Raw genomic sequence first — 20,550 nt, 5'->3', positions numbered from 1 at the left:
TTATACTAATTCCTTATTAAAAAATTCTTTTCCCAGAGTGATCTCTTTTTCAAGCTCAAGGAGGATCCTTTCTGCCCCCTCAATCTTGTTGCTTTTCCCCTGTTTTTCTATATCATAAGCTAATCTGTACGCTTTTTTCATTCCAAAATTACCAAGTGCTCCCTTGATCCTGTGTGCGGAACGTTCCAATTGATAGGCATCTCCTCTTTCAATTAAATCCTGAAGCTCTTTAATCTGCTCTCCGCACGATCCGAAAAATTCCTTTGATAAACCAAAAAGAAGATCCCTGTCATTGTCAAACGTTTCAAGAGCGCTGTTTAAATCTACAGATTCTATGGTATTATCATCAATAGTTGTTTCTATATCCTTTACTGACAGGTCAGCATGCAACACATTATCACTTATATATTTTTTTATTGTACCATATAATTCCCCTGCTTTCATCGGCTTGGCTATATAATCATCCATGCCTGCACGAATGCATTTATCTCTGTCGCCTTTCATTGCATGTGCAGTCATAGCAATTATCGGTATATGTGTACTCTTCTCCTTTTCCAGTCTTCGAATTTCCGCTGTTGCATTAAATCCATCCATAACCGGCATCTGAACATCCATTAAGATCAGATCAAACTCTTTTTCTCTGTACAGGCCAACTGCTTCTTTACCATTATTGACTGTTTTCACATCAACACCTTTTTTCGTCAGCAATGTCCATGCGAGCTTCTGGTTTATGGGATTATCTTCTGCGAGAAGTACTTTTAAGCCGGTCAAATGTTCTTCATGCTCCTGATTCGTATATTCAGATGATGTACGTTCTTTGTCTGTATCCTTATCAAAACAGGTTAATATCAAATTCATAAGAGCAGACTGCCTTACAGGCTTTAAAATTCGGAAAGTTCCCAGTTTTTCCTCAAATTCTCTGTCTCTTGGACGTGCAGAAGAGGTAAGCATGATTATAGGGCTTGTCTTGTATGGATCAAAACTGCGGACATTCTCTGCCAGCTGATAGCCATCCATTTCAGGCATATTAACATCAAAAAGAAAAAGCGAAAAAATTGCATCACCCTTTAAGGATTTCTTTACAATATCAAGTGCATCCCGGCCGTTTGATGCAGTTACGGGTTTCATACCCCAATTTGTCAAAATTTCTTCCATAAGCCTTCTGTTTGTCCCATTATCATCAACAATCAGGGCTTTTAAACCATTTAAGACTGTACTCTCTTTTCCGTCAGTATCTTTAAAACGTCTTCCATTTTTAAATTTTGCAGTAAAGCTGAAAATGCTTCCCGGGCCTCCGGCCCGACCATTCTTTTTTGTTGAGGGACTCTCTATCCATATTCTGCCTTCCATCATTTCAACAAGGTGTGTAGATATTGAAAGGCCGAGTCCGGTACCTCCGAATTTTCTTGTTGTAGATCCGTCGACCTGTGTAAATGGTTCAAATATTTTATCCTGTTTTTCTTTCGGAATACCTATTCCCGTGTCTGAAACCGAAAAAAGAAGCTCTGTAAAATCGCTCTCTTCTTTACTGACAGATACATCAATGACTACTTCTCCTTCTGATGTAAACTTGATTGCATTGTTTACAAGATTTACTATAATCTGCTTAAGCCTTCCCGGGTCACCAAGCAACATTCTGTCTATTTTATTGGAAACTCTGCTTATAAGCTCTATATTTTTTTGATTGGCTTTATGCACAATAGCCTGCAGAGAATTTTCAACTGTTTCCCTTACATTAAAATGAATTTTTTCCATGTCAAGTTTTCCGGCTTCTATTTTTGAGAAGTCGAGAATATCATTAATCAGGAAAAGAAGAGATTCCGCAGATGTCATCACAGCTTCCATGTACTCTTTTTGGGTAGGAGTTAAATCAGTATCAAGAGTAAGTTCTGTCATTCCAATAATGCCGTTCATAGGAGTTCTTATTTCATGGCTCATATTCGCTAAAAATTCACTCTTAGCTTTTGTGGCTTCTTCTGCTCTTCGTTTTGCAATATTGAGTTCATCAATTAGCGCAACAAGGCGTGATGCGTTCTTCTCTTCTATCTCTTTTGCATATTCAAGGTCATCAGCCTTCCTCCTGAGTTCCTCTTCTGCTCTTTCGTGTTCTTTCACTTCATGGGCAAGCATTTTGTTTGTTTCTTCAATCTCTTTTGTGCGTTCTTTGACTAACTTTTTTAATACTTTAGCTCTTCTGTTTATAACACCCATTCGGTATTGATATACACCGTAAGCACAAACAATAAACAGAATTACAGATAGCATTATAAACCACGTAGTTTCCCAGAACGGAGGTACTACAATTATTGATATGGAAGTACCTTTCCTGTTCCACACTCCGTCATTGTTGGCTCCGATAACATGGAATGTATAATGCCCGGGAGGCAAATTTGTATACATCGCATAGTTCCGGTTTCCTGCATAGATCCATCCTTTGTCAAAACCTTCCATTCTGTATGCAAATTTGTTCTTTTGAGGAAACAGATAATTATCAGCTGCAAATTCAAAAGATATTACATCATCTTTATAGGACAATACTATTTTATGAGTCTTATAAACAGGAGCTGTGAGTAAAACACGGCCGTTGTATTGTTTGCCTACACCTACTGACTTGTTGTAGAGCTGAAAGTCCGTTATCATAATTTGAGGGGCATAACTGTTTATTTTAATACTATCCGGATAAAACATATTAAATCCGTCAATACCGCCAAAAAACAAATATCCGTTTTTCATCTTATATGCAGCACCGGCATTGAACTCATTGCTCTGAAGCCCGTCGTGAACATCAAAATTTTTAAACTTCTTTTTATCCGGATCAAACTTTGAAAGCCCTTTATTTGTACTTAGCCATAAATTTCCACATTTACTGTTTGTTGTATCATCCTCCTCCAATATTGCATAAACCATATCATTTGCAAGGCCATCCTTTCTTGTAAATCGCGTAAATGTTTTACCATCCTCATTTAAAAGATTTAATCCCTTGTCAGTGCCGACCCAAATTCTTTTTTGAGAATCTAAAAATAGAGCACTAATATAATTACTGGTTAAAGAGGTTCTATCACCAATGTTTACTTTATAATGTACTACATTACCAGACTCCGGATCTAATTTATCAAGACCTTTATCTGTCCCTACCCACACATATTTGTTTTTCCCAACAGAAAAAGAAATAATAAAATTACTGGATAGATTTTTATTATTTTCAACACCATTGGAATAAAAATATTTTACTATTCCATCAGGGCTAATAGCATACAATCCGCTATTGGCTGTACATAACCATAAATTACCGTAAATATCTTTTTGTATAAGATAAATCGAACGCTGATAATTATCTTTCCATGGGTTAACTCTTTTAAAAGTTTCTGTCTCCTTATTAAACACACTTAATCCTCTTGATGTACCAACCCATAAATTTTTCTTGTCTTTATCACATATAGTCCATACAATATTATCACTTAGACTCTTTAAATTTGAAGAGGAGTGCATGTACCATTTAAATTCCCCTGTTTGCGGATCAAATCTATTCAGCCCTCCTCCTGATAGGCCTATCCAGATAATTCCTTCTGAATCTTCATGAAATCCGAAAACATTTTTACCGGATAATCCCATTTTCGGATTATTGCCCACTGTATAGTTATAAAATTTTGTTGATAAATATGATATATAATTAATGCCTGCATCCCATGTACCAAACCAAAGAAGTCCTCCTCTATCTTCATATATACACCTTATCCTGCTTCCTGAAAAAGAAAATGTGCTATTCTTATCATATCTCACTAAATTAAATTTATTACTTTTAGCATTATAATAATTTAGTCCTCCAAATTCTGTTGCTGCCCAAATCGTACCATTTGAATCCTGAAATATCTGATTTACCTGATGCGGCACGGATTGCAGAGCATCATTAATTGAATAATGAGACAATCTTTTACCGTTCTGATTTAAAAGATCAATACCATCAGTTGTGCCAATCCAGATTGTTCCATCTCTGTCCTGCATCATTGACATGACAACATCATTGGTTAATCCGCTATTATCTAAACTTTCAGATATGATTTTTGAACTATTTGTTTCAAAATCATATATGGTTATTCCGAAAGTTGTACCTATCCAAAGCCTGCCGGATTTGTTAAACATTTTACCAGATTGGTCAAACATTAAAGATGATACAGCATTAACTGTTAATTTAATTCCACTTGCACTATCTTTTGTATATTGGACAGCCGTGCGGGAATTAACATTAACTGCAAATAATCCGTCGTTATTTGTAGCAACCCAAAGAATCCCATTTTCACCAACAAGCATGCATCTAATCATGGCTTTTGCCAACAAATTACCCTCTTCTCCTTTAACCGGTTTTCTATTGAACGAATTTCTTTCTTTATTCAAAAGGTTTAAGCCATTTATAGTTCCAATCCATAAAGAGCCGTTCCTATCTTCCGCAATACAATTGATCCAATTTGAGGTAATTGTTGTAGTATCATTTAAATCACTGTAATAGGTTTTAAAATTGTATCCATCATACTTGTTTAGACCATCAGTTGTACCAAACCACATAAATCCATCTTTATCTTTAATAATAGTTTGAACTGCACTTTGGGACAACCCGTCATTAATGGTCAGATGTAAAAACCGATAAGCATCTGTTGTTACTTTTGTATTAAAAGCGAAAACAGTTGTTTGAAACGCTAAAATAATAAACAGGAATAATCCGAATATTTTTACCAATCTTGTATTGGAATTATTTTTACTCATCTATTGCACTTCCCTGTTTTAACAGAAGTTTACTTACCACGTCCATAAGGATCTCGCCTTTTGTAGTTTTTACAACAAAGGCATCTGCACCGTTCTTTTTTGCCAGATCTGCATCTTCTTCAAGGTCTCTCGAAGTGAGTATAATAACCGGTGTATTATGAAATTTTTTATTAAATTTCAAAAGCCTGCAGACCTTATGCCCGTCCATTTTCGGCAGCATTAAATCAAGAATAATCAAATCAGGATGTTCACGCAAAGCTTTGGTGTATCCTGTAAGGCCGTCTTCAGCAGAGGTCACACTATAACCTTTGTTCTCAAGCCGGGCTCTTACCATCTTTAAAAAAATGGGATTATCCTCAACAATAAGTATTCTTTTATTCTCCGCACTGCTCATTTTAAAATCTCCTCACCAGCCAAAGATTTTTCTAAAACCTCCATCAGATAATCTTTATCAATCGGGTTCATAATGAATTTAACCGGTTTATCTATTCCAAAATCCTCCAACTTTTGATTGTTTCTATTTCCATTAAGCACAACAACCGCAGGTACTGACTTAAATTCAGGCCCTTTTATAAATCTTTTTACATTCTCAAAATCGTCTGCGCCGCACTGCCCGCATATATCTATAATTACAAAATTCATCCTGTGTAATTTTAATTTCTCTGAAGCATTATCACAGGTGTCTGCTACTTCCACATTATGGCCGCTGTCCTCTAACAACTGCTTATAAAATTTTTGTTTTTCACTATCTTTGGCAATAATTAGAATCTTATCGCCAAAATATTTTTCCAATGTAAACGTAAAAACAGAACCCTTTCCCTCTTCCGATTCAGCCTGTATTTTTCCGCCGTGCTTCTCTACCAGGCCCTTTACAATTGCCAGGCCCAGGCCTGTGCCCCTGTATCCGGGGCCTTCCTGCCTTCCGAACTGCTGGAATTTATTGAACAGCATGGGAATATTTTCAGCGCTTATACCTACACCTGTATCTTTTACACTGCAGATAACTTCTCTATCACCATCCTGGACTGAAACAGAAACACAGCCTCCTTCTGAAGTATAGTTAATCGCATTGGTTATAAGATTTGAAAAAACCTGAACTATTCTGTCCCAATCAGCAAAAATTTCAATTCCGGAATCTGGTACTGCCAATTCAAGAATTATCCCTTTTTTCCCTGCTACAGGGTTAAAATCTCTAACTATTTTCTCTGCAAGCTCGCAGATATTAATATTGGATTTCCTGACGAGAACCTTACCGGCTTCAATCTTGGATATATCAAGAAGGTCATCAATAAGCCTGGAAAGTCGGTCAATGTTGTTGAGCACATCTATTAAAAACTCATTCTGCATCTCGTTGAGTTCACCTGCTACTCCATCAACACACAGCGACACCCCTTCGCGCATTACTGCAATTGGTGTACGCAATTCATGGGATACTGTAGCAAGAAATTCACTTTTTAATTGATCAAGTTCCTTTAATTTGTCTATATGCGACTCAAGAGTGTTATGAAGAGAAATTATCCTCTCACCTGCATTAATTCTTGCTTTTAGTTCCTGTGCATTAAATGGTTTTGCAACATAGTCGTCAGCACCGGCATCAAATCCTGCTATTACATCTTCACGCCTCCCTTTTGCAGTTAACAGAACCACATAACGAGCAGGCTGGGAGGGCAGTTCTTTGCGGATTTTCCGGCATATTGTAATACCGTCCATGCCTGGCATCATCCAGTCAAGCACAGCAATCTGGGGAGAATTTTCTTCTGACAGAATCGCCCATGCTTCATCGCCGTCAGAAGCTGCTGATACTTCATAACCCCATTTTTTTAAGGATGCTTTAAGCAGCTGCCTCGAAATAGGGTCATCTTCTGCAACAAGGATTTTCATCCTGTTCTCCTGTCTGATGCAAACTCCGAATCGCTCGTTATAACAGAATCTTCCTGAACTTTCAAGTAAGCCTCATACCTTTCTTCAAAAGCTGCACAAAACTCTTGTAATTCTCTTAAAAGGATAGCCTGCTCACGTTCAGAGATATCTCTTTCACCATTATCAGAGATACCCCCCATCTGTTTAATCCTCGCTTGAATAAAGGCCGCACCCAGCACTTTTGCTCCTGCTCTCAGCCTTTTAAAATCAACAGTAAAACTTCCGGTTTTATTATTCAAAAATTCTTCAATATCTCTGATCAGTCCTTTGATAAATTCATAATAAGAGACAGCAACTGTTCTGTAAGCATCCTCATCCATATTGGTCCGCAGCATAACCTGATCTTTGTTCTGCAATACCATACCGCTATCACCAAGTACTTCACGGACTTTTTGTATTAGGATTCCTGCATTTACCGGTTTTACTAGATAAGATGAACATCCAATACTTACAGCTTTTTTAACATTTTCAGCATCATGCAGGGCCGAACACATAATCACAGGAATCTTTTCATATTTAGGAGAAGCCTTTATCTTTTCGAGAAGCTCTATACCTGACATCTCAGGCATCATTATATCTGCAACAATAAGTTCAATACCGAGAGTAGTTTTAAGCAAGTCAAGAGCATCTCTGCCATTTTCAGTCTTTTTTACTTCGTAACCGTGTTTCTTAAGGTTGAGCTCCAGAATTCTTCCTGTTATTTGATCATCTTCAACAACAAGGATACTCATATCTCTTTCTCCCACTCATTCGAAGAAAAATAGGAATCCACTTTTTCCATTTCAAGACGCAGCTTGTTTAATACATCATCAGCATCGTCAAGCTTTGATTCTCTTCCCATTTTTTCAAGTTCGTATGCCAATTGCTGAACATTTTTTACTCCGAAATTTCCAACTGACCCTTTAAATGAGTGAGCTTTACGTTCTACAAGTAAAGGATCGGATTTCCGTACGGCACTAATCAATTCATCTAACTGTTCAGGATAAATACGGAGAAAATCATGTACAAGCTCTCTTACCAAATCCCTGTCGCCATCTACTGCTTCCATAACATCAGCCATATTTGCGAGGTCAGTATCCATAGTCAACACCTCTTGCTGCTCTCTGTTTTTAAAATACTTTCCAATAATCTCATATAGCTGTGCGGCCTTCATCGGCTTTGCAATGTAATCATCCATTCCTGCTGCAAGAAACTTTTCCCTGTCGCCTTTCATTGCATGGGCTGTCATCGCAATTATCGGTGTATGTATATTTTTCTTTCTGTCAATTTCACGAATTTTTCTGGTGGCTTCAACTCCGTCCATCCTCGGCATCTGTACATCCATTAAAATAATATTAAAATTCCCGTGTTTAAATGCCTCTACACACTCTTCCCCATCCTCAACAGATATTATATCCCACCCCTTCTTTGCAATGAGCGATGCAGCAAGTTTACGATTTATCGGATTGTCTTCTGCAAGAAGAATCTTCACATCTTCATTGGAACGCTTCTTATTTCTTGAAGCCATAGTAGTATTTCCTGCCTTATTACATGTTGCATCATTTCTATTATCTTTTTTTGATAAAAGGTCCATCAGTATACATTTTAAATCTGATTGTCTGAGAGGCTTCTGCACATAGCAGCTAATATTTATATTATCTAACTTATCTTTGTGATTTTTAATGTCCGAAGATGAAACCATCATAACAGGGACACCTGTACCTTTTTCCATTTCAGCTATCTTTGAAGCAAGCTCAAATCCATCCATATCAGGCATATGTGCATCAACCAGGACTATATCAAACTGTTTCCCATCCTCTTCCGTTTTTTTTATCTCTTCAAGCGCTTCCCTGCCGCCTGAAGCCAGCACAACTCTTCCTCCCCACTTTTTAAGAGTATCGCCGAGAATCTGCAAATTTGTTTTATTGTCATCAACAGCTAATATTTTTACTCCTGCCAATGTAAAATCATCAACTTCTTTCTCAGACATCTGGTTTTCAGAAACACCGAGTTTAAGGGTAAAATGGAATGTTGATCCGGCTCCTCCCTTATCTGTGCCGAGATGTTTTGCCGGGCTTTCTACCCATATTTCACCGCCCATCATTTCAACTAATTTGGAAGATATAGCAAGGCCGAGGCCAGTGCCCCCGTACTTCCGCGTTGTTGAACCGTCAGCCTGGGTGAACACATCAAAAATCATTTTCTGCTTCTCTTTGGGGATTCCTATTCCTGAATCAGTAACTGAAAAATGCAGTATAGTATCATCATTCCTAACTTTTGCCTGCTCCTCTACTCTGATTAGAACTTCACCTTCTTCTGTAAATTTCAAAGCATTACTTAAAAGATTTATCAGTATCTGCCTTATTCGGCCTGGATCACCAATTAAATTATCCGGTATTTCAGGGCTAATAGTATACAGGAGTTCAATATTTTTTTTCTCAGCCTGGTAGAATATGGAACGTACTGAGCTGTTTAGTACATTACCAAGGCTGAAATTAATATTTTCCAGCCCAAGCCTTCCTGCTTCCATCTTGGAAAAATCGAGTATATCATTTATCAGGGTTAAAAGCGATTCGGCAGATACATAAACTGCTTCAAGATAATCTCTCTGTACGGGGTCAAGATTTGTGTCAAGTGCAAGTTCTGTCATGCCTATTACGCCATTCATTGGTGTCCTGATTTCATGGCTCATATTGGCAAGAAATTCACTTTTAAGGCGTGTTGCCTCCTCTGCTTTTTCTTTTGCCCTCTCTAACTCCTTAATTACCTCTTCCAGCTCTTTTGTATACACATCCTGCAGTTCTTTTGCTGACTTAAGATCCTCTGCAGACCGCTTAAGCTGCTCCTGAACCTTTTTTATTTCCGTTATATCTGTAAGTACATCTATCATTCCTGTGCATTTATTCCCATTGTAAAGATAACTGGAGCTGACAAGAACAGGGACAGTTTTCCCTCTTTTTGTTTTTATTTCAAGGTCAAGCTGCTCAGTAATGTCCTTTTTCATCTTGTCCTTTAAATTTTTTACCTGAGAATACAAATTTTTCGGGATCACATCTCTCCAATGTTTCCCTATAAGATATTCAGGGCTGTCTCCAAGCATTTCTGCTGCCGCCTTATTTACAAACAGAAGCATACCCTTTTTCGTCTCAAGAACAACTCCTTCTGACATATTCTGCAGAATTCTTTCGTGAAATTCTTTTAGCTTCCTCATCTCCTCTTCTGCCTTTTTCCTCTCGGCAAGTTCCTTTCTTACCTGCTTGTATAAATCTGCATTCTCCAATGCAGCAGCTATCTGAGTTGACAAAGCTTCCATGGCTTCCACATCATGCTGACTGAATGCATTTAATTCTTTACTCTGAATATCAAGGACTCCCAGTACCCTCTGTCTCTTTCCGATTATAGGAATTGCCAATTCCGACAGGATATCCTCATCCCGCATCTTGATGTAATAAGGATTTTTTCTGACATCATTACTGACCTGGACTGAACCTGTACTTTTTGCCATACCTATCATGCCTTTGCCAAAATGAATTTCATCTCCTTTCTGTAACAAATTATTCTGTACACCTGCGAATGAGTGTAGTATCAATTTTTTATTATCTGTATCTGACAGAAAAAGAGTAACCCAGTCAAAATTGAAAGTTTTCTTTACAGCCCTTACTATTTTGTCCATCAATCTTTTATGATTAAGCTCTATTGCAAGATATCTTCCGACTTCATTAATCAATGCTGTTTGTGCTATTCTTCTGTTTTTCTCTTCTTCGGCTTCTTTTCTGCCGGTAATATCTCTAATTATAGTCATCCATGCAGGTTTTCCCTGATACTCAATTTCATGAGTCAGAACCTCAACGAGAATCTTCCTTCCGTCTTTTGTCAGATGCGTGTAGCAATTAGGTGTTGAATTGCTGAGTTTATCTATTGTACTTTCGACTAAATCCAACTCTTCCTCTGGGTGGAGATCAAAAGGAGTCATTGAGATGATCTCCTTATCGGAATATCCGTAAACCTTTTTAAATGATTCATTAAAATGCACTATTCTCTTTGATTTTTTATCAAAAATAATTATAGGATCAACAATATTATTGAAAAGAGCATAATATTTACCTTCACTCTCTTCCAATGCCTTTCCGGTTCTGTTGTGTTCCTCAATTTCTGCAGTCAACTTATTATTAATTGCTTCGAGTGCTTTGCTGCGCTCTCTTAATTGATCTCTCGCTTCTTTAATTGCTTTTTCCGTTCGTTTCTTCTCTGTTATATCCCGGAAAGTTAAAACTTTCCCTTCAATTGCTATCTTCTCGCTAACAAGAGGTGAAACTGTATATTCAATTTGAACTCTATCTCCTTTTTTTGTAATAAGTGAGTAGTTGTCAGTTGTTTTTAAACCCGTATCTAAAAAATTTATACTCTCGTTGGTATCGTCATTTACAATATTGAATACTTCGGATACATACTTTTTATCCGCATCCTTTAACAGCCATCCTGTAAGATTTTCCGCCACTCTGTTCATAAATTTAATTCTTTTATCGCCGTCTGTGGCAATAACAGCATCTCCGATGCTGATTAAGGTTGTGTGAAGCCACTGTTCGCTCTCAGCAATACGCCTCTCCATACGAGACCTGTACAAAGCCATCTCAACTGTTGTATGCAGCTCTCTTGTTTCAAAGGGTTTTAAAAGATAGCCGTAAGGATTGCTGTGTTTTGCCCGCTGAATTGTCCTTTCATCAGCATATGCTGTAAGGAAAATTACAGGAATATTGGATTTTGATGTAATGATAGCTGCTGCCTCAATACCATCCATCTCACCTTTAAGTTTTATATCCATTAAGATAATATCCGGCAGTTCTATTTTAGCTATTTTTACTGCTTCTTCACCATTTGATACTGACGCAACAACTGTATATCCGAGATCACGTAATTTATCTTCAATCTCCATTGATACAATTCGTTCGTCTTCAACCACTAAAATTCTTGGTGTTTTCATAAGAAATGCCTTCTTTAATCCTGTTTATTTAATATGTGTCTGTTATTGTATAAATAATTACTTCTTTCCTTTTATTACGGCCGTGTTTCGGCTTCTTCATATATAGAATGCACTCCCCTGATCTGCTGAGATTAACAATAAAATCCATGTCTAATTCGGCCGAAATCATATTTTCTGCAACAGTGCCCCCATTACATCTGATAACATTATACCCATGATCGGTTACTTCCCCGGAGATCATTCTTTTAACTGTAATTTTCTTTCCATTTCTCGTTGAAGTCCAATGAAGTGCGCTTGTTTTTATTTGATCAGCATTTTCAGTCTGAATATTAAATTTATCAACATGACGTACAACAATTGTAACACTATGTCCTGTATTGTCAAATTTTTCTGCAAGGCCTCCGAAACCTATAATTACAGCACTTAAAATGTATGGCAATGGCTTCATTTCCTTACCCCTATTAAACCTGCTCAATTGCCTTGATCTTCAGTTAACGCAATAAAAGCCGATAGTTTTTCATCCTTTATTTCTACTGCAATTTTTGTCGAACCGCTATTTGCAGGCGCAAAAATATTATACTCTTTCCCCTGTACCACAGATGGTATTGACATCTTAAAAACTTCCCTGCTGCTATTCTGATGTTCAGAAAACAAAGTCTTATATCTTCCTCCAACCATATTGACAACCTCCCCTACTGCATCTCTGATTTCATCACACGGGATTTCATCACTATTGGTGCCAAGGAGAAGCTGGGTTATCAGCCGTGCAGTAGTAATGCTGCATGCAATTGAAACAAATCCATTCCATCCTCCTGCAAAACCTATTGTTGCAGTCAGGTGCTCTTGATGAATAATATCATCATCGTCACACGAATCACAATGAGTCACTTCAAGATTCATCATTGTTCCAAAAACTTCATCCAATGCTTTAGATAATAACTCTTTTTCAGTCTCTTGTGTAATCATCTGAACTCCTAATAATTTATAACACATTAATCATAGACACTGACTATCAATTCGGATTCCGGCAATCATACCTTTTTCATCGCAAGTTCTACATAGAATACATCTTCCCCTGTTGTAAATTCTGCATAATAATGAGGCGCGTCAGTAATAACGTGAGTTTCATAATCTTCACCGCTAATTACAGATGGTACGGATTGTTCGAAAACCTGCTCTTCAGCATCAATTGTATTTGCAAGCTGTGCTTTAAAGTGCCCTGAAATCATATTGGATATTTCACTCAATGCATCACGGACATCTTCATTGGTAAGGCTCGACGGATCCATTTGCAGCATTGATGCACAAATCTTACGTGCCAGCCCGATAGAACAGTGAATAGCTGAAAGGCCTACATAAATTCCTGCAAATCCTACCATTGCAGTTACATGAACTCCCTCAATTGTAAAATTCCCGTCAGATTCCTTACCCTTGACATCCATAAAAACCATACTATTAAATACTTTCTCTGTAGTATTAATTATGATTTTTGAAAAATGCTCTTCCATCTAAACACCCCATTCTTTCAGTTTTGTATATCTTTACCCGGAATAATGAACAATACTGTTTGCCAGCAATTCAAGTGGAATGGTCTGATCAATTATACCGTTCTGAACGCATGCTTTAGGCATTCCATAAACAACGCATGAGGCTTCATCCTGTGCAAGTGTTGTTCCGCCAAGATCTTTAATTCTTATCATTCCCTGCAGCCCGTCATTTCCCATGCCTGTCATAATCACTCCGAGAATCTTTCTTCTGTATACAGATGCAGCTGAAAGCATCATCACATCTACGGAAGGCCTGAAAAGTGTATCACCGGGAATATCAGAAAGTATTATTACAAGTTTCCCATCGCTCCTTCTTTCAAATATCATATGCTTTCCTCCGGGTGCAATAAAAACTGTCCCGGGTTCTGTAATATCTCCTTCAGAGGCTTCTTTAACTTTTACTTTGGCAAGCTGATTTAATCTTTTTGCAAAAGGTTTTGTAAACATCGGCGGCATATGCTGAACAACAAGAATACTTGACGGATAATCTTCCGGAAGCATAGGTATCATTTTTTGAAGCGCAAGAGGGCCGCCAGTAGAAACACCCAAAGCAACAACACCGCACTTTTCCTTTACTGCCGGAAGATTGACGTAATCCGGCTGAAATGATTTCTTATCTGCACCCGATCCGGGTTGCATACCGTATTTTTGTATTCTGCCCTTTTTAACAATGGCCCTTATCTTCTGCCTTAGCTGCTCACCGACCTTGACAATATCAAGATTTACATAGGATTTGCCTCCCTTGGGTATAAAATCAACAGCACCAAGATCAAGAGCACGCATAGTCGCATCAGCGCCTTCCTCTGTCAAAGAGCTTATCATTATCACAGGCATAGGCATATCATTCATGATTTTCTCAAGCACTGTTAATCCGTCCATTACAGGCATTTCAATATCAAGAGTAACAAGATCAGGTTTATGCCTCTTTATCTTTTTCAGGGCTTCTTCGCCGTTCCGTGCAACATCCATCACTTTTATCGTGCCGTCTTCCTCAATAATTTTTTTCAGGGCAACCCGCATGAACGCAGAATCATCAACAACAAGAATATTAATTTGCTTCCGGGTGTTATTCATATCAATTGAGTCTCCATATCAACATTTTCTTATACTAATCATCACTTCTGTATATATCCCTGACAATTGTTTTAACTTCTGCAATAAGTGCATCCAGATCCAGGGTAAACCTGACAAGGTCTATTTTAGCAAGATCAGGATTGTCATCAACAAGAATCTTCCATGCGAGTTCATCTTTTAAAACAATTTCTATATTTTCCTCAAACCCGTAATCAAGGCCGCGTACTCTGCACAACAAATCTGCCAAAACAACAATTGCAACAAGAGGAGGATTGATTTCCGCTTCTTCTAATGAGTGATGTTTTGCAATAACTTCAACATACTCTTCCGAAAAGCCCCAGTGCTCGCCAAACCAGTCTGCAAAATCAGTATGATTCACACCTATAACCCTGTTCTCCGCATCATAAAAAGATATCTTTTCATTTTTAACAACTTCAATCACTTCTTCAAATTCATTAAGGCTGTACTGGCTCAGCAAAACTTCCCCTATATCATGCATCAATCCCCCGATGTACGCCTTTTCAGAATCACTGTACCCTACTTTTTCAGCAATACGGCGGCTTACCATAGCAACACCAAGCCCGTGTTCCCAAATACGCCTGATATCAAAAGAAGGATTCTTCTCCGGAAAAGAATTAAATAGAGATGTAGTAAGAACTATACTGCGGATTTGATGCAACCCTAAGTAAACAATCGCTTCCCGAATTGAAGTTATTCTCCTCCTGATACCCCAGAATGCAGAATTTACCAATCTTATCATGCGTGCAGTTAAAACTTTATCCGTCAGAATAGCATCTGCAACTTCCTCCACCTTCGCATCCGGCTTGCCTGAAAGTTCAAGTATTCTTGAAACAACACTCGGCAAAGTCGGAATCGGCATTGCGCGGGTAACATATGTATTAACTAACAAATCTTTATCATTAACCCTCATCTTTTACCTCTAAATATGAATATCTTTGCGGTAAGCCATTCCCCCGGGGAAATGAACAAGTTTAAATCTGCTGTCAACTCCAAAAAGCGACTCTGAGAACCCGATGAACAGATTTCCCCCTACATCAAGGGCGTTAAAAAAATGTGAAATAACTCTCTTTTTTGACGCAAGGTCAAAATATATCAAAACATTCTTGCAGAAAATAATATCAAACCCCTTCATAAAAAGCATTGACATGTCATTATTAAGATTTACATTTGAAAATTTTATATAATTTTTCAGTTCTTTTTTTACAGTATAGATTCCGTTATTAAAGGTTAGATATCTGTTTTTATACTCTTCAGGCATATTTTTGACAGCATATTGTCTGTATTCACCTTTTCTTGCAATATTCAGAACTCTTTCACTAATATCAGTAGCAATTATTTCAATACTCCATCCGCTTAAAATTGTTTCCTTCAACTCATTTACTATCATTGCAATTGTATATGCTTCTTCTCCTGATGAACATCCGGCACTCCAGAATTTAATCTTCCTGAAAGCCATATCCTTTTTCTTCTCAGCAATTTCCGGGATTATAATCTCCTGAAGCGCATGGAAATGAGCCTTGTTCCTGAAAAAACTTGTCTCATTGATTGTGAGTTCATTCATCAAGTTTAAGAATTCGTCTCTCTTGTTTTCCTTCTTTGACAGATAGGAATAATATTCACTAAAATCTTTCAGCCCCAATGATTCAATCCGGCGTTTAAACCTGCCTTCAAAATAGTACTGTTTATCATCAGGGAAATACATTCCTGTCTCCTGATAAACCAAATCACGTATTTTTAACAAATCGCTCATTCTATATCCTTTAATCCTCTATTACCGTATTCTGAGCAGAATAATACTTCTCTTTTGCGATTTCCGCTACATTGGCAGTATCCAGAATCAATCGTACAAGCCCGTCCCCTGTGATTGTACCTCCTGCTACTCCGGGTACATTTCCCAAATATTCTCCGAGAGATTTAATAACAACTTCTTCCTGTCCGAGAAGATGATCAACAATAAGCCCGTAACGTTTTTCCGCGATTGCAATTAAAACTACATATTTAATTGATTTTCCATCACTTACATCATCACTGTCATTGGCAACATTAAAAATTCTTTTCAGGAAAAGCACAGGTATTACTGAATCACGGTGCCTAATCACTTCTCTATGATCAATTGTCTGAATTTCTTTTGTATCAATTCTGATTGTTTCAATTACTGATGTCAAAGGAACTGCATAAATTTCCCTGCCCACTCCTACCATCAGAGCCTGAATTACAGCAAGCGTCAGCGGCAGTTTTAAAATAACTTCTGTACCCCTGCCGAAATTGCTGCGCATGTCAATTATCCCATTTAGATTACGGATATTATTCCGCACTACATCCATCCCCACACCTCTGCCCGAGAGGTCACTCACTTTATCGACAGTACTAAAACCAGGTTCGAATATTAACTGCATTGCATCATTGTCTGACATTCCTTTAAGCTGCGCTTCCGTGGCCATTTTCTTTTCAAGTGCTTTTTGTTTTATCTTTTCAATATCAAGGCCCCTTCCGTCATCTTTGACAGAAATAATTATGTGATTCCCTTCCTGAGAAGCAGAAAGCTCTATTTTCCCTGTTCTCGGCTTCCCCATTCTCTGCCTCTCTTCAGGGGGTTCAACTCCATGATCAATTGCATTTCTCATAAGATGAACAATAGGATCCCCAACCTGATCAATAACTGTCTTGTCAAGCTCGGTCTCACCTCCGGAAATTACAAGCTCAACTTTTTTATTCTTGTCTCTTGCAATATCCCTCATAAGTCTGGGATACTTTTTAAAAAGCCTGTCAATAGGAACCATTCTCATTTTTAATACTGAAAGCTGAAGCTCTGCAGTGATAAAATTTACTTTTTCTGTTGTATCTGCGACTTTCTCTTCATAATCCTGCCAATCCTGAGTTACCCTGAATTCTCTGTTTACCTGCAGAAGCCTGTTTCTTTCAAGTACAAGCTCACCTACAAGATTCATCAAGCCGTCCAGTCTTTCCACATCAACACGTATGGTTGAAGTCTCCACACCTTTAAACCTGTCTCCTCTCTCTTTTTTCTCCGGAGCACTCTTCTTCAGGTTCTCTTCTCTGTTTCCATCAGGCCTCTTCTCTTCTTCCGGGCTGCTTTCTGTTTCGGATGTCTTCTCAGCCAGATTTTTTATCCCGATTTCACCATTTTTTATTTTTAACAGCTCTTTTAATACATTCGAAAGATCAATTGCTTCAATTTTATCGTTCCGAATCTGATCAACCAAAATTTTAAGTTTATCAATTGCATTAAGAAGAATATCCATTATATCTGATGTTACAATACGCTCACCGTCCCGTAAAAGGCTTAACACATCCTCAGCCGCATGGCCGAGCTCCACAAGCTGATCATATCCCAGGAAACTGGATGTCCCTTTTATTGTATGAAATGCTCTGAAGATTCGATTTATTAATTCACTATCTTCAGGTTCCGTTTCAAGGCTTACCAGATCATTATCCAGATTTTCGAGAAGTTCTGTCGTTTCATTTAAAAATTCTTTTACAAGTTCAATATCCTGCGCCATAGACTCCATATTTCTTCCCTTTAAAATATTTTATATCTCAACATAAACAGAGATCAATGCCATAAATCAGTTATTTGTCATCTCCTCCACGAGAGATTTTATTTTCTCAAAAGAAAAGGGCTTTGCAAGTACATCGTTAATTTTAACAGATGATGCATTTTCACGTTTTACATTTATGGCATTCTCCCCCATTCCCGTAACAAGGACAATTCTCTGATCAGGTTTGAGCCGCCGCATCTCTTCTGCAATCTGAAACCCGTTTTTCCCCGGCATGAGCACATCCAGAAGAACAAGGTCGAAAAAATTCTTTTCCTTTGCATATAGTTCCAGTGCCGTATCGCCTGAATGGGCTACAACTGTAGAATATCCTAACCTCGCAAGTATCCGTTCCAAAACGTCAAGTACTACTTTCTCATCATCAACTATTAGTATTCGTTTCATTTTCCTCTCTCCCTGACTCTTTTCCCTTAGATAATGAATTGCCGCCACCTGCAACGGAAACCACTTTGGCCCTGTTTTCATCAGGCTCGTCAGTAATTGCAATAATTTTATCAGAACCATACATACTAATAAACCTATCTCCAATCTGTTTCATTGATTCCACAACATAAAAAACATGGATGCCCTCAAGGAATTTCAATGCTTCTTCGCTTAATGCCATATTTTTCAGGTTTTGCCAGCCCATGATAAATGATTTTATATCCTGAAAAGCTACAGCCACATAAAATATTTTTTCTTTATTCTCTTTATGGCTGTTGAGAATTTCTTTTATTAATGATGAAAAAGAAGAAAAAACTAATGACTCCTGATAACCAAGCAGTTTGAATTGGCTGTCAATAATTTTAGCCCAGATATCAAGAGAACTAAAAATATATACGGGCCTTTCAAAGTGGATATTAGAATTCCGATTCTGCGGTACTTCAATATAGGTACCATTTTCCCTTCTCTTCTTCGCCATCCTCTCCTGAAACCGCATTGCTCTTCTTTCCCTGCTTTTCTCCGCAGCAGACTTCGGGATTAAAGTATCAGCAGGGCCTGCGGAAGATTTTACTGCGCCGGTTCCGATACTCGCAGCTGCAGCAGCCTCGTCACCGCCAAGATACTTCGCCATCTTTGACAGGATTTCCGGGTCCAGTTCTTTACGCAATTCTTCAAGTTTTTTTCTCTTTTCTTCATCCATGGTAGATACAAAATCCTTTATGGTTTATAACGTTCACTTATCTCCCAAAGAAAACTGCCGGATAATATCTATTAATTTTTCAGATTGTCTGTTCATCTCTTCTGATGCAATGGACATCTGTTCTGCCCCTGCAGCAGACTCACGTGTAACCTGGCTTATTGATTCCATATTTTTAGAAATCTCTTCAGCTCCGGAACTCATCTCCTCTGTAGCCGCTGCAATCTGATTCATCATATCCATCATTGTATTTACTGCAGCTGTAATCTCTGTTAAAATACCGTCTGTTTTTACAACCGCATCAACACTCTGCATTACCTTGCTCTGCGCCTCCAGCATGGATTCAGATGTCTCCTCTGTATCGCTTTGTATTGCATGTATAGTATCTGCAATTTCCTTTGTTGCTTTTGTTGTCCGTTCCGCAAGTTTTCTCACCTCATCAGCCACAACAGCAAAGCCCCTTCCCTGGTCCCCTGCACGGGCAGCTTCAATTGCAGCATTCAAAGCAAGTAAATTGGTTTGATCTGCAATATCATCAATTACCTGGATTACTTCACCTATCTGCCCTGCTCTGTCAGATAGAGATTTTACAGAAGTTACAGCCCGCTCAGTAACATGAACAACAGCTTCCGATCCCTCACGAGCCTCTGCCATAGCTTTTTTACCGTCAAGGCTTTTACTACTTGCCTCTCTTGCAATATCTGAAGTCTGATTTACATTTTTTGCATTCTCCACGATTGAAGCGGTCATCTCCTGCACGCTGGCTGCTATCTCACTCGACTGAGATGTCTGCTCCTCAGCACCTGTTGCCAATTCAGTTGAAGTAGCACTTATTTCATTTGAAGCAGCAACAAGCTCTTCAGTATTGGTTTTTACTTTGGATATTATTTCCTGTAATTTTTCCATAAACTGGTTGAAACCTTTAACAAGCATACCCACTTCATCATCACCTCCGCCTTCAAGACGCTGAGTCAAGTCTCCTCCGCTTGTAGCTATCACATCCAGCTTTTGTGCAACTTTTCGTATTGCAGCTATTGCCGAATGGACCAGCCACCAAATCACAAAACCAACTATGAGTACAGCTCCAAGCCCAAGAAAAAATGCAATAGTCTTCATGCTTCGCAGGCGGGAAAGAAATGCGTCTTCAAGAGAATCTGTAATTGAAATTATCCACCCTGTTTTTTCATTTGTGGCAATGTACTGCACTTTCTTCTCACCATTATAAGTGTATTCCATTTTACCATTCTTGATCCGGAGCATTTCAGGCCCGAAATCAAAATCATTTAAATTCTTTTTCATTACTAAACTTTTATCCGGATGGGCAAGAATTACACCGTTTTTATCTGCAAGAAATGCATATCCTCTTTTGCCTACCTTTATATTATCAATATATTCCCGCGAAAAATTGTTAAGCTCAACCGGTGTACCCAGAATACCCACAACAATATCGTTTTCTTTTATAGGAACAGTTATCAGCATTACCGGCCTTCCCGATGCCGGAGACTTATTAACTCCGCTCAGCCATATTTTACCCTGTACTGACTTTACAACATTTTCTTTATAAGGAGCAAG

The 20,550-nt window shown here is 38.2% G+C and carries 15 protein-coding genes; all 15 read right to left on the bottom strand.

Features of this window, described 5'->3' with window-relative positions:
* Positions 1-4,758: a response regulator gene (locus J7K93_05545; GenBank protein ID MCD6116457.1), complete on the bottom strand. Its 4,758-nt coding sequence runs from the start codon at positions 4,756-4,758 to the stop codon at positions 1-3.
* Entirely contained in the window at positions 4,751-5,152 is a 402-nt protein-coding gene (locus J7K93_05540) for a response regulator (GenBank protein ID MCD6116456.1), read from the bottom strand. The genes J7K93_05545 and J7K93_05540 overlap by 8 nt, the downstream gene beginning before the upstream one ends.
* Positions 5,149-6,639: a response regulator gene (locus J7K93_05535; GenBank protein ID MCD6116455.1), complete on the bottom strand. Its 1,491-nt coding sequence runs from the start codon at positions 6,637-6,639 to the stop codon at positions 5,149-5,151. Before J7K93_05535 ends, J7K93_05540 begins: the two co-directional genes overlap by 4 nt.
* Positions 6,636-7,409 (bottom strand): response regulator, encoded by a 774-nt coding sequence (locus J7K93_05530; GenBank protein MCD6116454.1) that lies wholly within the window; start codon positions 7,407-7,409, stop codon positions 6,636-6,638. Before J7K93_05530 ends, J7K93_05535 begins: the two co-directional genes overlap by 4 nt.
* A complete protein-coding gene (locus J7K93_05525; GenBank protein MCD6116453.1) occupies positions 7,406-11,638 on the bottom strand; it encodes a response regulator in 4,233 nt (1,410 codons plus the stop codon). Before J7K93_05525 ends, J7K93_05530 begins: the two co-directional genes overlap by 4 nt.
* 28 nt (positions 11,639-11,666) lie before the next feature.
* The gene (locus J7K93_05520) at positions 11,667-12,086 is read right to left on the bottom strand and encodes a hypothetical protein (GenBank protein ID MCD6116452.1); all 420 of its coding nucleotides are present in this window, start codon (positions 12,084-12,086) and stop codon (positions 11,667-11,669) included.
* Between the two features lie 23 nt (positions 12,087-12,109).
* Complete coding sequence (locus J7K93_05515) at positions 12,110-12,604, bottom strand: chemotaxis protein CheX (GenBank protein MCD6116451.1); 495 nt, start codon at positions 12,602-12,604, stop codon at positions 12,110-12,112.
* Between the two features lie 65 nt (positions 12,605-12,669).
* On the bottom strand, positions 12,670-13,146 hold the full coding sequence (locus J7K93_05510; GenBank protein ID MCD6116450.1) for a chemotaxis protein CheX: 477 nt from the start codon (positions 13,144-13,146) through the stop codon (positions 12,670-12,672).
* Positions 13,147-13,179: 33 nt separating this feature from the next.
* Entirely contained in the window at positions 13,180-14,259 is a 1,080-nt protein-coding gene (locus tag J7K93_05505; protein ID MCD6116449.1) for a chemotaxis response regulator protein-glutamate methylesterase, read from the bottom strand.
* Between the two features lie 34 nt (positions 14,260-14,293).
* Positions 14,294-15,190 (bottom strand): HDOD domain-containing protein, encoded by an 897-nt coding sequence (locus J7K93_05500; GenBank protein MCD6116448.1) that lies wholly within the window; start codon positions 15,188-15,190, stop codon positions 14,294-14,296.
* A gap of 9 nt (positions 15,191-15,199) precedes the next feature.
* Positions 15,200-16,030 carry a protein-glutamate O-methyltransferase CheR gene (locus J7K93_05495; protein MCD6116447.1) on the bottom strand — a complete coding sequence of 277 codons (831 nt, stop codon included), beginning with the start codon at positions 16,028-16,030 and terminating at the stop codon, positions 15,200-15,202.
* Between the two features lie 10 nt (positions 16,031-16,040).
* The gene (locus tag J7K93_05490; GenBank protein MCD6116446.1) at positions 16,041-17,810 is read right to left on the bottom strand and encodes a chemotaxis protein CheA; all 1,770 of its coding nucleotides are present in this window, start codon (positions 17,808-17,810) and stop codon (positions 16,041-16,043) included.
* Positions 17,811-17,867: 57 nt separating this feature from the next.
* Positions 17,868-18,242, bottom strand: coding sequence for a response regulator (locus tag J7K93_05485; protein MCD6116445.1), 375 nt, complete (start codon positions 18,240-18,242; stop codon positions 17,868-17,870).
* Complete coding sequence (locus J7K93_05480) at positions 18,220-18,981, bottom strand: hypothetical protein (protein MCD6116444.1); 762 nt, start codon at positions 18,979-18,981, stop codon at positions 18,220-18,222. The genes J7K93_05485 and J7K93_05480 overlap by 23 nt, the downstream gene beginning before the upstream one ends.
* Positions 18,982-19,014: 33 nt before the next feature.
* Positions 19,015-20,550, bottom strand: a 1,536-nt coding sequence (locus J7K93_05475; GenBank protein MCD6116443.1) for a methyl-accepting chemotaxis protein, incomplete at its 5' end; no start/stop codon positions are given.

This window comes from bacterium, assembly GCA_021158245.1.
GTDB lineage: Bacteria > Zhuqueibacterota > QNDG01 > QNDG01 > QNDG01 > QNDG01.
This window is presented reverse-complemented; position numbering and strand designations above follow the sequence as displayed.